At 30.6% G+C, this 14,261-nt stretch carries 16 protein-coding genes; 2 read left to right on the top strand and 14 right to left on the bottom strand.

Annotation, left to right across the window (positions count from 1 at the left end):
- Positions 1 to 145 precede the first annotated feature (145 nt).
- From AC5SLW_RS01925 to AC5SLW_RS01860, 14 genes are all read right to left on the bottom strand, one after another.
- Positions 146 to 490: a DUF952 domain-containing protein gene (locus tag AC5SLW_RS01925; protein WP_494575527.1), complete on the bottom strand. Its 345-nt coding sequence runs from the start codon at positions 488 to 490 to the stop codon at positions 146 to 148.
- A gap of 221 nt (positions 491 to 711) precedes the next feature.
- Positions 712 to 1,281, bottom strand: coding sequence for a DUF924 family protein (locus AC5SLW_RS01920; protein ID WP_006997132.1), 570 nt, complete (start codon positions 1,279 to 1,281; stop codon positions 712 to 714).
- Positions 1,282 to 2,088 carry an inositol monophosphatase family protein gene (locus AC5SLW_RS01915; RefSeq protein ID WP_018413996.1) on the bottom strand — a complete coding sequence of 269 codons (807 nt, stop codon included), beginning with the start codon at positions 2,086 to 2,088 and terminating at the stop codon, positions 1,282 to 1,284. It lies immediately after the preceding gene.
- Positions 2,088 to 2,669 carry an FMN-dependent NADH-azoreductase gene (locus AC5SLW_RS01910; protein ID WP_271480668.1) on the bottom strand — a complete coding sequence of 194 codons (582 nt, stop codon included), beginning with the start codon at positions 2,667 to 2,669 and terminating at the stop codon, positions 2,088 to 2,090. Before AC5SLW_RS01910 ends, AC5SLW_RS01915 begins: the two co-directional genes overlap by 1 nt.
- A 23-nt stretch (positions 2,670 to 2,692) precedes the next feature.
- Complete coding sequence (locus AC5SLW_RS01905) at positions 2,693 to 3,400, bottom strand: cytochrome c biogenesis CcdA family protein (RefSeq protein WP_006997135.1); 708 nt, start codon at positions 3,398 to 3,400, stop codon at positions 2,693 to 2,695.
- A 6-nt stretch (positions 3,401 to 3,406) separates the two neighbouring features.
- Positions 3,407 to 4,249 carry a fumarylacetoacetate hydrolase family protein gene (locus tag AC5SLW_RS01900; RefSeq protein ID WP_018413995.1) on the bottom strand — a complete coding sequence of 281 codons (843 nt, stop codon included), beginning with the start codon at positions 4,247 to 4,249 and terminating at the stop codon, positions 3,407 to 3,409.
- Complete coding sequence (locus AC5SLW_RS01895; RefSeq protein ID WP_494575524.1) at positions 4,246 to 5,115, bottom strand: NAD(P)-dependent oxidoreductase; 870 nt, start codon at positions 5,113 to 5,115, stop codon at positions 4,246 to 4,248. Before AC5SLW_RS01895 ends, AC5SLW_RS01900 begins: the two co-directional genes overlap by 4 nt.
- Before the next feature lie 17 nt (positions 5,116 to 5,132).
- Entirely contained in the window at positions 5,133 to 6,242 is a 1,110-nt protein-coding gene (locus AC5SLW_RS01890) for an ABC transporter ATP-binding protein (RefSeq protein ID WP_494575522.1), read from the bottom strand.
- Between the two features lies 1 nt (position 6,243).
- Positions 6,244 to 7,101, bottom strand: coding sequence for a carbohydrate ABC transporter permease (locus tag AC5SLW_RS01885; protein ID WP_018413992.1), 858 nt, complete (start codon positions 7,099 to 7,101; stop codon positions 6,244 to 6,246).
- Positions 7,091 to 7,966 carry a carbohydrate ABC transporter permease gene (locus tag AC5SLW_RS01880; protein ID WP_018413991.1) on the bottom strand — a complete coding sequence of 292 codons (876 nt, stop codon included), beginning with the start codon at positions 7,964 to 7,966 and terminating at the stop codon, positions 7,091 to 7,093. The genes AC5SLW_RS01885 and AC5SLW_RS01880 overlap by 11 nt, the downstream gene beginning before the upstream one ends.
- A 63-nt stretch (positions 7,967 to 8,029) precedes the next feature.
- The gene (locus AC5SLW_RS01875; RefSeq protein ID WP_018413990.1) at positions 8,030 to 9,289 is read right to left on the bottom strand and encodes an ABC transporter substrate-binding protein; all 1,260 of its coding nucleotides are present in this window, start codon (positions 9,287 to 9,289) and stop codon (positions 8,030 to 8,032) included.
- Between the two features lie 190 nt (positions 9,290 to 9,479).
- Complete coding sequence (locus tag AC5SLW_RS01870; RefSeq protein ID WP_018413989.1) at positions 9,480 to 10,382, bottom strand: ROK family protein; 903 nt, start codon at positions 10,380 to 10,382, stop codon at positions 9,480 to 9,482.
- A 5-nt stretch (positions 10,383 to 10,387) separates the two neighbouring features.
- Complete coding sequence (locus AC5SLW_RS01865; protein ID WP_494575518.1) at positions 10,388 to 11,830, bottom strand: NAD-dependent succinate-semialdehyde dehydrogenase; 1,443 nt, start codon at positions 11,828 to 11,830, stop codon at positions 10,388 to 10,390.
- 22 nt (positions 11,831 to 11,852) lie between these two features.
- A complete protein-coding gene (locus AC5SLW_RS01860; RefSeq protein ID WP_020169258.1) occupies positions 11,853 to 12,686 on the bottom strand; it encodes a phytanoyl-CoA dioxygenase family protein in 834 nt (277 codons plus the stop codon).
- A 35-nt stretch (positions 12,687 to 12,721) separates the two neighbouring features.
- On the opposite strand from AC5SLW_RS01860, the gene moaA reads away from it, so the two are divergent.
- Together moaA and moaC are read left to right on the top strand one after the other, a co-directional pair.
- Entirely contained in the window at positions 12,722 to 13,714 is a 993-nt protein-coding gene (gene moaA / locus AC5SLW_RS01855; RefSeq protein WP_494575516.1) for a GTP 3',8-cyclase MoaA, read from the top strand.
- A complete protein-coding gene (gene moaC / locus AC5SLW_RS01850; protein WP_494575514.1) occupies positions 13,715 to 14,260 on the top strand; it encodes a cyclic pyranopterin monophosphate synthase MoaC in 546 nt (181 codons plus the stop codon). It begins immediately after the preceding gene.
- Position 14,261 lies beyond the last annotated feature (1 nt).

The following is a 14,261-nucleotide window of genomic DNA, read 5'->3' as shown; positions in this document are numbered from 1 at the left end:
CACATAACTGGTGTGATTAAATAATCAAAGACTAGATAAGACCAATAAAATATGAATCTATTATTATAGATTTTAGCGTATACCGCTCACTTACAGGGGAACTCTTTTGGAGTTTACCGAAAGGGTGACCCCCTTAAAAAAGCGGTCAAAAAATATCCGGCAACACATGATTGCCATCATCATTTAAAATAATATCAAATTCATCAACTACATTAGAAATATCTAGTGGCGAATATAAATGTGGAAACATAGTTCCATCTGATGCTTGTTCCCAAACTAAATGATCTAACTTTAAAGTATCAACCTTTAATAAAATTAAATCTTTTTGATTTTGGTAAAATTTTTTAAGCGTTCCAGCAACTTGATCATCACCTGAAAAATGAATGTAACCATCTTCTAAATCTTTTTTAGAACCAGTTAATTGACCTTTACTTTTAGCTTCTTGCCACTCAGATTTGGTGCATATTTTATAAACAAACTTAAAGTTCATTAAAAATTTATATTATTCAGGAGGGATATTGACAATAAGAAACTTCCCTCAAAAGAGGGAAGTTAATATTAACTATCTAATAGAGAGAGAAGATAATGTTAATTTTTTTTAATTTTATGAGCCCCTTATAGATAGTAAATTTCAATATTAAAATGACTATTTGTCACTAATAGAATGTAAATATTGAATATTTTATTTTATCTGTTCACTTAGTGAACGATTTACCAGGATGAGTTTGGTTGACCTAGGAACTCTATTTCCTCAGGAGTAGATTTTCTATCTAACACTATGTTTCGATGGGGATATCTATGAAATTTTTTAATTGCTAATGTGTGATATTTCCAAGATTTTTTTATAGAAACTAAATCTGGATGATCTTTTAAATATTTATCGAGTAAATAGTAGGCCATATCATGATCAGTTATCTCCTCACTATGAATGAGTGGTAGTAGCATAAATAATCGTTGATCCTGATCCATGTCATCTAAAAATCCAGCATAAACAGAATCATTAACTATTAATCTTGCTTTATGGTCTTGACTAAAAGCTTTTGAGTCGTCTCTAAACATGTTTCTTGAAAATTGATCAAACAAAATAACTAGTGCTAAGCTTCCCAATGGAGTGTCTTGCCAATCATCATATTCACTTGTACTTGCTAATTCAAAATCTTTTAAAAAAAATTTCTTAATAGAAGCATCAAGTTTTTCATCTCTTTTAAATCTTTTTTCAATTGGAGTTTCTTTAAACCAGAAATCAATTATTTCTTGAGCCTTGGTAGGTACTACAGACATTTATTTAGAAACTGGTTTTAAAAGTTTAAGCATTTTATTATGTATTAGCTGATTTGCAGATACTAAAATATTTCCTGCGTTAACTGCATCTCTATTATCCCAAGTAGTTACAACTCCACCTGCTGCTTTTATAATTGGCATTAGTGGATGAATATCCCAAATTTTATTTGTAGCCTGAAATACAACATCAATTTTTCCTTCACATAGATGAGAATAACTTAATGCATCTGCAGTTGGAAATTGCATTAATTTTAAAACTTTTGGGATCTTCATTTGTTGTTTAAGACTAACTGCTCCATGAAAAGCCCCAGAAACTTTTATGTTAGAAAAAAGTATATCTTTTGAAACTGAGATTTTTTTTCTCTTGTTATTCTCAAATACATAAGCTTTTTTATTATTAGTATTTAAATAGTATTTATTTAAAACAGGAAAATTTGCTAAACCTACAACAGGGTTTCCTTTATAATTAAGAGATATTAAATTACTCCATGTAGGGTTGCCTATTACATATGATCTTGTTCCATCAATTGGATCTATCACCCATGTAAAGTCACTAGTTGATTTTTTGTGGCCAAATTCTTCACCTATAACTTGATGACTTGGAAATTTTTGTTTAATTTTTAACCTAATAAATTTTTCAAATGCTTTGTCAGATGTGGTAACAGGATCATATCCTTTACCTTTAAGCTTATTAGATATCACAAAAGTTTTATTAAGTTTTGAATAATAAAATTTATTTAAATTCTTTGCTAAAGTATTTAAAAAGTTCGAATATAGCTTGTACTCTTTCACACTTAATAAACTCATTATATTATGTTCTCAATTTGACTTTCTGCTTCTTTAATTGATTTTTCATAATCTATAGCCAATTGATCTGCAGCAATAATATCTATTTTTTTTATACCAAAAAAATTTAAAACATGAGTTAGCCAAGGTGTTAAAAAATCATCCTTACTATTGATTTTTGTGCCACCAGAAGTGATTATGAGATAAACCTGTTTGTCTTCAAGCAAACCTACCCTGCTTCCGTCTTCATTATATTTAAATGTCTCTTTAACTCTTGCTGCTAGATCCGCCCAGGCTTTTAGTGTTGCTGGTGGGCCAAAATTATAAATTGGTACAGAAATTATAATTGTGTCACTTTCTTTTAACTCCATGACTAGTTTATCTGACATTTCAAACATTTTCTTATGTTGCTCTGTTTGCTCACCATCAGGGATTTTCATTCCTGACTCAGTTAAATTAGAAATAAAGATCATTTCGTCATTAAGGTCTCGGTAAACAACCTCATCTTCTGGCTTTTTAATTTTGTCCAATAATTTTTTTGCTAAAGCTCTTGAGGTAGAACCTTCTTTTCTAGCACTGGTATCAATTTGATATATTTTCATGAATTAATTATCTTTAGTAGTTTCTAACCGAAATTTTGTAAAAATGGTAAATAATTTAGAATATAATAGCCAAGAACTTGTAATTGGTTTGTTAAAATTAAAATTCCTGTAATTAAAAGTATTATACCCCCGCCTTTTGTAACCAAATTAATATTTCTTTTGAAATTTTTCGAAAATAGTAAAAACTTTTGCATCAAATAACCTGATAGAACAAAAGGTATCGCTAATCCAAGTGAGTAAAAACTTAACAGTAAAATTGCTTTATAAATAGTTTCTTCGGTAGAAGCTAAAGCAAGAATTGATCCTAAAATAGGGCCAATACACGGTGTCCATCCAAAGCCAAATGCCATTCCAATAATAAATACAAAGAAAATATTATTTGATTTTTTTGTATAAAATTTCTTTTCAACATTGAGAAATTTAATATTTAAAACACCAATTAATTGAAGAGAGAATATTATTATTATAACTCCAGCAATAGTTCTTAAAATTTGAGAATTTTGTAAAAGAATTTGTCCTAAGAAAGAAGCAGTTGCACCAAAGACAATGAATACAAAAGAAAAACCTAATGAAAAAACTATCAACGGCAATAAATCTATTTTCTTTTTTTCTAAAATTTCATTTAATGTACTGCCAGTAATAAATGAAACATAACCAGGAATTAGTGGTAAGACGCATGGGGATAAAAAGCTAATTAACCCTGCGCCAAATGCAATAAATAATTCTAACATTAAATATTATTCAGCTAACACTTTTAGGTTTTGTTTTCCAAGATTATCAATTGATAGCTCCATGTTATCACCATCTTTTAAAAAAACAGGAGGACTCATGCCAAGACCAACTCCAGGGGGAGTTCCTGTTGTAACTATATCACCAGGCATTAACGTTATAAAACTTGTAATATGAGCTACCAAGAAGTTAAAATTGAAAATCATCTGATTAGTGTTACCTGTTTGACGTCTGTGACCATTAACATCTAGCATTAAATTCAAATTATTAACGTCTTGAATTTCATCTTTAGTTACTAAATATGGACCTAAAGGTCCAAATGTATCACCAGATTTACCCTTTACCCACTGACCTCCTTTTTCTTTTTGCCATTCACGCTCGCTAATATCGTTACAAATACAGTATCCAAAAATATAATCTTGTGCATCTTTTTCTAAAACTCTTTTTGCTTTTTTTCCAATCACAAAAGCAATTTCAACTTCATGATCTAATTTTTTTGAAGTCTTGGGGATGATTACATTGTCGTTTGGTCCAATTATAGAATGAACAGACTTATTAAATAGAACTGGGTTTTCAGGTGTTTTCGCACCAGTTTCTTTTGCATGTTCCACATAATTTAAACCAATTGCAAAAAAGTTTCCAGGTTTAGAAATACAAGATCCTATTCTTTCATTTTGATTTATTTCTTCCAAGCTCTCAAGATTCATGTTTTTAATCTTTTCTAAATTTTCAAAATTAATACTTTCAGGATTTAAGTCTTTAATAATCGATGATAGATTTCTATATTTTCCATCCTTATCTAATACTACAGGAATTTCTTGACCTTCTTTTCCAATTCTTAAAAATTTCATTTTTTATTTATTTTTTCAATCGCATTATATAAAGAGCTATGATCTGTATTACCATGACCATCCGCTACTAGATCTTTATACATTTCTTTAATTAAACTAGAAATAGGCAGATAAGTTTCAACTGCTTTTCCTGCTTTAATAATATTTGTCATATCTTTTAACTGTGTTGTGGTTTTTCCTTTTGGTGTAAAATCTTTATCAATCATTCTTTTTCCGTGTGTTTGTAATATTTTACTATCAGCCCATCCTCCTGATAAAGCTTCAATCATTTTATTTGGATTGGTTCCAGACTTTTCACATAATGTAACAGCTTCTGCAACTGCTCCAATAGTAACACCTACAATAATTTGATTTGCTAGTTTTGAAATTTGGCCAGAAGACACGGGGCCTACTAATGTTGGGTTACCCATTTTTTTTAACAGTTCATAGCAATTTTTAAAAGTTTCTTCATCACCACCAACCATTATAGCTAAAGTTGCCTCTTCTGCCCCAATAGTTCCACCGGAAACTGGAGCATCTAAATAATCTATTTTTTTTTCTTTTAGTTTTTTTGAATATTTTATGGTCAAAACTGGATTAACCGAACTCATATCAATAACAGTAGCTCCTTCTTTTATATTGGAAATAAATTCATCACTGCCCATTACTTTTTCAACAGCATTATCGTCCGTAAGCATAGTGATAATTATGTCAGAATTTGTGACAACGTCTTTAATGGATACAGATATTTCTGCTCCAAATTCTTTTAGTCTATCTGCTTTATCTTGAGATCTATTGTAGGCTTTTAAATTGTAACCAGATTTAAGAAGGTTTTTTGCCATGGGAAAACCCATGAGTCCAATTCCAATAAACGCAATACTTTTCATTTTATTGATTATATAACTTATATTCTCTGTTTGGTATCTTTATCAAAAATAGAAATATTATTTAGATCAATAAACAGTGTCATTTCTTTATCAATCTCAACATCTATTGAAGATGCAAATTTACCCAATAGTTCCTGCCCCAAATAACTAAAAGTAATTATTTGTTCATGACCAATATATTCATGTAATTCAGTTTTAACTTTAATTTCAGCAAAATTTTCATCTTTTGCCACTCTAGCAGCATGAGTTTTTTTTAAAAAAATATGTTCTGGTCTTATACCGAATAAAACTGCAGAATTATTTTGTAATTCTTTATTGTGATTAAAATTTATAGTCTCATTTTCACTAGCATTATCAGGTAAGAATGAAATCAATTTATTATTTGATATCAAAGAACCTTTAATAAAATTCATTGATGGAGAACCTACAAAGTCAGCAACAAACACACTACTAGGTTTATTATAAATATTTTTTGGAGTATCAAATTGTTCAATTTTACCATTATTCATTATTGCAATTCTTGTTCCCAAGCTCATAGCTTCAGTTTGATCATGCGTAACATAAACCATAGTCGTTTTTAAATTCTTATGTAGTTTCTTAATTTCTCTGCGCATCTCGATCCTAAGTTTTGCATCTAGATTTGAAAGTGGCTCATCAAACAAAAAGATTTTAGGCTCTCTAACTAATGCTCTGCCCATGGCTACTCTTTGCCTTTGTCCTCCAGAAAGTTGCGCTGGTTTTCTATCTAACAATTCAGTAATCTTAAGTAATTCTGCTATTTTGTTTAATGATTGATTAATTTTTTCTTTGGAAATTTTTCTTTGTTTTAAACCAAATGTAATATTATCTTTGACGCTCATTGCTGGGTAAAGAGCATAAGACTGAAACACAAAAGCTATATCTCTCTCACTAGGCTCCATTTTGTTTACTATTTGGTTGTCTATTAATATTTCTCCTGCACTAGATTCTTCAAGACCAGCAATAGTATTTAACAACGTAGATTTCCCACAACCAGATGGGCCCAATAATACAAGAAAGTCACCTTCTTCAACGTTTAAATTTATTCCCTTTAAAACCTCTGTTTGTTTAAATCTTTTTTCTAAATTATTAATATTTAACGTTGCCATGTTATCCTTTCACTGACCCTGCTGTTAGTCCTTTAATAAAGTAATTACCTGCCAAGACATATATTATTAAAGTTGGTAATGCAGCCATAATTGCTGCTGCCATATCAACATTATAATATTTTACAGAGGCCGATGTTAATACCATATTATTTAACGCTACTTGAAGCGGTGCATTTTCACCAAAGGAAAAAGTCACACCAAATAAAAAATCATTCCAAATTTGTGTAAATTGAAAAATAATTGTCACTACTAAGATTGGTAATGAAACAGGTAACAATATTTTAAAAAAAATTTTAAAAAAACCTGCTCCATCAACTTTAGCAGCTCTAATAATCTCATCTGATATTGAAACATAGTAATTTCTAAAAAATAAAGTCGTGAACCCTAAGCCATACACAGTGTGGACAAGTATTAAACCAAATGGTGAATTTGATATTCCAAGAAAACCCAAAGTTCTAGCCATGGGAAGAAGTATTGCTTGATAAGGAATAAAAGTGCCAAAAAGAAATAGTAAAAATATTAAATTTGCACCTTTAAATTTCCATTTTGTTAAAGCATATCCATTTAGAGCTCCTAGAAATGTTGAAATTATTAGAGCAGGTATAGCTATTTTAAGTGAATTAAAAAAATATGGTTTTAAAAAAACATCACTAGTTCCTTCACCTCTACCAGCCCATGCAATTTTCCAAGATTCAAAATTAATGCTGTTTGGCAAACTAAATAAGTTACCTTCTCTTATTTCGTTCATTGTCTTTAATGAAGTAACAATCATTACATACAAAGGGGTGATATAATAAAAGACAAATACTCCTAAAACTAAAAAAAGAAAAATACGAGATACTTTTTTTTTATTTAGCATCTTGCTCCCTTCTTAATTCTGAATAAAGATACGGTACAATTATTGCTGAAACTGTAGCAAACATCATAATTGCACTAGCAGATGCAAGTCCAACCTCACTTCTTCCAAAAGCCATTTTTGTCATAAATACTGCTGGCATATCTGAAGAAATTCCTGGGCCACCAGCAGTTAAGGCAATTACCAGGTCATAACTTTTAATTGATAAATGAACTAAAATTACAATTGCACTCATAAACACTGGTCGCATCATGGGTAAAACAATTTTTATATAAATTGAAAAAGTGCTAGCACCATCAACTTTTGCAGCTTTTATAACTTCGTCATCTATAGATCTTAAGCCTGCTAAAAAAATAGCCATTATAAATCCTGATGATTGCCAAACTCCTGCAATTACAATTGTGTAAATAGACATTCCTGGGGTAACCAACCAATCAAATTGAAAGTTTTCAAATCCAATTTGGTGTGCAAATTTTTCAATCCCCATTGTAGGGTTTAAAATCCATTTCCATGCAGTGCCCGTTACAATAAAAGATAATGCCATTGGATAAAGATAAATAGTTTTTATAACTCCTTCTGATCTAATTTTTTGATCTAAAAAAATTGAAAGAATGACACCAATAAAAATACATAAAATAATAAACAAACTTGTAAAAATAAATAAATTTTCAACAGCTATATGCCAACGTGGCATTTGCCATAACCGAACATATTGGTGAATTCCCCAAAATTCATAATTAGGTAATAGTTTTGATTTAGTAAGTGATATATAGAAAGTCCACCCTATAAAACCATATACAAACCAAAGTATAACTGCAAAAGATGGTGCAACTACAATTTTAGGTAAATTTTTTTTTAACCAATACATTATAAATAAATAATCTGTGCCACTAACTTAGTGACACAGATTTTAATTATTTTAACTTTAAAATTACAAAGACGCTTTAACAGCTGCTGCTAGTTTCATTGCAGCATCTTTTGAAGACATGTTTGAGTTAAAGTGTTCAGTTACAACATCAGTTATTGCACCAGACTGAGCTCCTTTTAGAGCCATTCCATGAGCATAACTAGGCATTAAACCACCAGCTTTACTAGCTGCATTCAAGTCTGAATTTGATTTTTTTGCACAATCATCAAAGTCAGCCATTGAAACGTCTAATCTTGCAGGTATTGAACCTTTATACATGTTAAAAACTTTTTGAAAGTTTTTACCCATGATCAAACTTGCTAGTAACTTTTGACCTTCTAATTTATCAGCTCCTTTAACATTGTAGAATACAAAAGAATCTACATTATAAAGGTATCCATTATTAGATGGTGTTGGTGAACAAAGATAATCTTTTCCAGGTGTTAAACCTTTTGCAGAAAATTCTCCTTTTGCCCAGTCACCCATAATTTGAAAAGCAGCTTTGCCATCCATAACCATACCAGTTGCAACGTTCCAATCTCTTCCTGGTGAACCTGAATCAGTGTATCCTTTAAGTTTTCTCATTTGGTCAAATATCTTAACCATAGTTGAACCACTTAAAGCTTTTGGGTCTAAATCTATAAAAGCTTTTTTATAGAAATCATTTCCACCTATTCCTAAAGCAACAGCCTCAAAAACAGTAGCATCTTGCCAAGGCTGACCACCATGAGCAAATGGAATTATACCTGCAGCTTGTAGTTTATCTGCTGCAGCATTAAATTGCTTCCAAGTAGTAGGCATTTTAATTCCATTAGAATCTAAAACACTTTTGTTAGCCCAAAACCAATCAATTCTGTGAATGTTAACTGGAGCAGCACAATATTGTGTAAAATTATTACACTTCATATGTTGTGCAACTTGTTTGCTTACTAAATTGTCCCAACCCTCAGCTTTTGCAACAGAGTCGATGTTGTAAGGTTTAATAACACCTTGATCATCATATTCTTGAATTGCAGGTCCTTTAACTTGTGCAGCTGCAGGTGAGTCACCAGCAACAATACGAGCTTTTAAAGTTTGCATAGCAGCATCTCCACCACCACCTGCAACAGGCATATCAGTCCAAACACCACCTTTTGCAGCAAAGTCAGCTTTTAAAACACTCAATGCTTTTGCTTCTCCACCAGATGTCCACCAGTGAAGCACTTCAGCTTTAGGTCCAGCAAATGAAATATTTGGAACTAAAGAAATTGCAAATAATGCAATTAATACTTTTTTCATTTTCATATTTTTCCTTTTGGTTAATTTAAATAAATTAAATATTTGATAAGAATTTGTACAAATAAAACCTTTAAATAGTAAGTGCTAATTGAACACACAACTTATAATTGTTTTAACACTTTTTAATAATTGATATTGATTTAATTGTTAATATTTAATTATAAAAAAACAGAAAATCACTTTTCACGAGAATTAACTAATAATTACTTTTTCTACCCAATCTAGCAGCTCCTCTAACACCACTAGCATCACCATATTTAGGTTTAAGAAAAACTCCTTCGTACTCTCTTCCAATAACATATTTTTTTACTAGATTTTGAACCTCTGGAAAAAAATCAATTGAGTTAGAGACACCTCCACCAAAAACAAATGCATCAGGATCCATTATATTTATAATGGTTGCTAATGACATTGCTAAATTAATTTTAAATTGATCAATAAATTTTTCAGCATCTATATCATGTCTAGAGTTAAGTTGAAAAATGTCTTTAGTTTTTAAATTTGTTTTATATTTTTTATTATATTTTTTTGCTAAACCTATCCCTGAAATAAAACTTTCTATCTCAGACTCTCTTAGGTTTGATGTTTCAAGGTTTTCTTTTTTAGCAGCCATATATGGTAGTTGATTATGACCCCATTCTCCTGCAATACCATTTGGTCCAGATACAATTTGTTTATCTATAACAAGCCCTCCTCCAGCACCTGATCCTAGAATAATACCATAAACAATTTTATAATTTTTTCCCGAACCATCAATTGCTTCTGATAATGCAAAACAATTACCATCATTTTCACAAAAAACCTCTCTTCCTAAAGCTTCATGTAAATCTTTTTGAAATGGTTTTTTTTCAATCCATATACAATTAGGTGCATTTTTAACAAGACCACTTTGTGGTGAATGAACACCTGGATGACAAACACCCACTTGAAGAGTTTGTGATATTTTTTTTTCTAATTCTAAAGACGTGTTTTTTATTAATTTGATAATTTCGTTATAATCTTTTGGACAGTCTCTTCTTTCTCTAAAGTGTTCAGTGCCTTCTTTATCTAAAACTACACTTTCAATCTTTGTCGCACCAACATCAAACCCTATCTGCATTTCACTTAGCTTTTAATGCCCATGTGAGTATATTTAACATTTAGATAATCTTTAATAGCCATTGATCCACCTTCTCTTCCGTATCCACTCTGTTTTATCCCACCAAATGGTGCCTCAGCAACCGCAACAACTCCTGTATTAACTGCTACAGATCCAGTTTCTAATTTTTCTGATGCTAGATGAGCTGTTTCCATTGAATTAGTACAAACATAACTACATAAACCAAGGTCATTATCGTTAGCTCTTTCAATGACTTCATCAAAAGATTTAAATGACAACATTGGAACTAATGGTCCAAATGGTTCTTGTTTCATAATAGTAAAATCATCTTTTACATCATCAAAAACTGTTGGCTCGTAATAAAAACCTTTGTTAAAGCCTGCTGGTCTTTTTCCACCTAATAAAACTTTAGCACCTTCTTGTTTAGTTTTTTCAACTAATTCCTCGACTTCATTTAATCTTTTTTGAGTTGTTAATGGACCTAATTGAGTGTCTGGATCCATTCCATTTCCAATTTTTAACTTTTTAGTTCTCTCAATAAATAAATTAATAAATTCTTCTTTTTTTGATTCATGAATATAAAATCTATTAGGAGAAATACAAACTTGTCCATTATTTCTAAATTTTGCAGCAATAGCCATGTCAGCTGCTTTTTTAACATCGGCATCATCAAAAACTATAAAAGGAGAATGACCACTTAACTCCATTGTTACTCTTTGAACTTTATCTGCAGCTTGTTTTAAAATTAATTTTCCAACTCTTAAAGATCCAGTAATTGAAATTTTTTTAACTATATCTGATTGAATTAATTGAGAAGCTATGCTTGGTGGATCGCCTGATAAAAGATTAACTGCTCCTGGTGGAACCCCACATTCTCTACAAATATCAACCAACTCCATTACTACACCAGGTGTAATTGTATCAGGTTTAATAATTACCGAACACCCTGCAGCAAGTGCAGTAGATATTTTTCTAGCTGCTAAAATAAGTGGAAAATTCCAAGGCGATAATGCTGCTACAACTCCAACTGGTTGATAATAAACATGAACTCTTGTGTCTTCAAATCTACTTTCAATAGTTTGTCCAAAAATTCTTTTTGTCTCTTCAGCATTCCATTCAAAAATGTCTGCTGCTCCGTTTGTTTCACCAACACCTTCTGCTAAAGGTTTTCCATTTTCTAAAGTCATCCATTTAGCTAATAAATCTTTTTTCTCTCGAAGTTTATCTGCTATACGTCTAAGAATATAAGATCTGTCCCAGGGTGTTGTTTTTTTCCAGATTTGTAATCCTTTTTCAGCTGACTTTAATGCTTTATCAACATCAACAGATGTTGCTTTAGAAGCATGACCTAAAATTTCTTCTGTTGCTGGATTGATAACCTCATAAGTTCCCTTGTTTGCTGAAGGAGACCAGTTACCATCAATAAATTGTCCAAATTTTTCGTACATAATTTATAAATTTTTACTACTTTTATCCTAAAGACCAAAGTTTTGGAAACATTATACCTTCTAATTTATCACCATTTTTATAGCCATTAGCTTCCATAATAGACCTTTCCTCTCTTGCCCATTCTCCCCTATAAATAATCTGCGAATTTTCTTTTGCCATTCTTAATGTGTAACGATGTATATCTCTATTTGGTATAACAGTATCTAATCCTCCATGTAATGTTCTAATATCGAAATAAATACAATCCCCAATATCTAGATCCCACTGCAAAAACTCATAATCATTTTTATTTTTTAATATATCGGGAGTTAATTCATATTTTTTTCCATTAACAATCCCTGGTTCACCATCAACTTCATGGCCGTCATTAAACCGTGTTCTTAGAAATAATTTATCCCACAAATGAGAACCTTTAACCCAAGCTATACCATCCTCTTTTTTTATTGGTTCAAGTGGTATCCACAAAACACACATAGATCCTTCAAAATCAAAATATGATATATCGTGATGAAAAGGGGGTAATGATTTTGACCCTGCTTCTCTAAAAAACCAATTATCCATTACTAAATTAATTTTTTTTGCTTCCAAAAGTTCTGCCGCAATTTTTGCAGTAGGAGATTTAAACACGAAATCTCTAAATTCTTCATGTAAATCCCAAGTCCAAAAATCCTCATAATATCCAGGTTGATTTTGATCTTTAGTATGATTTACAAATCGCGGACTAGGGTTTTCTTTGGCTTTATTAATCCCTGTTTTTAACCTGTCAATCCATGCGTTATCAAATTTACCCTTGATTAAGACAGCTCCGTCTTTTTTAAATAGATCCAGTTCTGATTTGGTAATAATTTTGCTCATATATTGTTATTATAATATAATGTAATAAAAATAAGATGAAAACATTAAGTGATACTTTTGGAAGAAAATTCCCCTACATAAGATTATCAATTACAGATGTATGTAATTACAGTTGTACCTATTGTTTGCCACAAGGATATAAAAAGACACCTGGTGACACGAGAAGTTTTATGTCTGCAGAAGAAATATCCAGATTAACAAAAGCATTATCTGAATTAGGTGTTTGTAAAATTAGATTAACTGGTGGAGAGCCAACAGTTAGAAAAGACTTTTTTGATATCTTAAAAGATATGAAGCAAAATTCCAATATACCCAAAGTAACAATGACAACTAATGGTTATCGTTTGGACAAAATTGCAGAACAATTATTTGAAGCTGGTTTAGATGGAATAAATATTAGTATTGACAGTTTAAATAGAGAAACTTTTAAAAAACTAACAGGACATGACAGACTTAATGAAATTTTAGAAGGCATAAAGATTTTACAAAAACTAGATTTTAAAAATATAAAAGTTAATGCCGTTTTACTCAAAGGTATTAATGATACCTATGAAGAATTTGAAAAATTTGGAAACTTTATAAAAAAAAACAAAATTGACTTTAGATTTATAGAATTGATGCAAACTGGTGATAACTTGGAGTATTTCAAGAAAAACCATGTTTCTTCAAAAATATTCAAAGACTATTTAGAGAAAAATAACTGGATCCCTCAAACTTATGGGAAAGATGCAGGCCCTTCTTTAAATTTTATACATCCTGAATATGAGGGTAAATTTGGATTAATTGCTCCTTATACTAAAGATTTTTGCCAAACATGTAATAGATTAAGAATTACCTCTAGAGGAGATTTAAGATTATGTTTATTTGGGAATACTGGAATTAGTATCAGACATCTATTACAAGATGATGCTCAAAAAGATGAGCTTGTTGATCTTATCATAAAACAATTGCATCTTAAAAAAGAGTCACATTATTTAGAACTTGGAGATACTGGAATTACTCCAAATTTATCTAGTACTGGAGGATAAATGGCAAACTTAAAAGTGATAAACGAAGAAAAATTAAAAGATTGGGCTAAGAAAATTTTTAAAAAAAACTCATTTAACATGATTGATGTTTCGTCGAAAAAAGAAACATTTAGAAGAGCGTTAGCTTCTGGGAGAATTTATGTAGGAAAAGAAGTTTTTAATCTAATTAGAAATAAAGAAATGCCTAAAGGTGATCCGATCACTTTAGCTGAAGTTTCAGCAATTTTAGGTGTTAAAAAAACTAGTGAATTAATTCCATTATGTCACCCACTTCCAATAGATCATACTGCAACAAAAATTATTATGCATGAAGATGATAGCTCTTTAGAGGTTTTTTGTGTTGTGTCAGCTGTTGCAAAAACTGGTGTTGAAATGGAAGCTATTATGGGAGTTAATGCTGCATTAATTACAATCTATGATCTTAGTAAAATTGTAAACCCACATCTTAGAATTGATAATGTGAAATTATTAATTAAAGAAGGTGGAAAAAGTGGTCTATGGATCAATCCTGATGGACTACCAGAGTTTTTAAAAGATATTTTTTAAA

The sequence above is a fragment of the Candidatus Pelagibacter sp. PS_40 genome, from assembly GCF_059417765.1.
The sequence above is the reverse complement of the archived record's forward strand: the minus strand, read 5'-3'. Positions and strand labels throughout refer to the sequence as shown.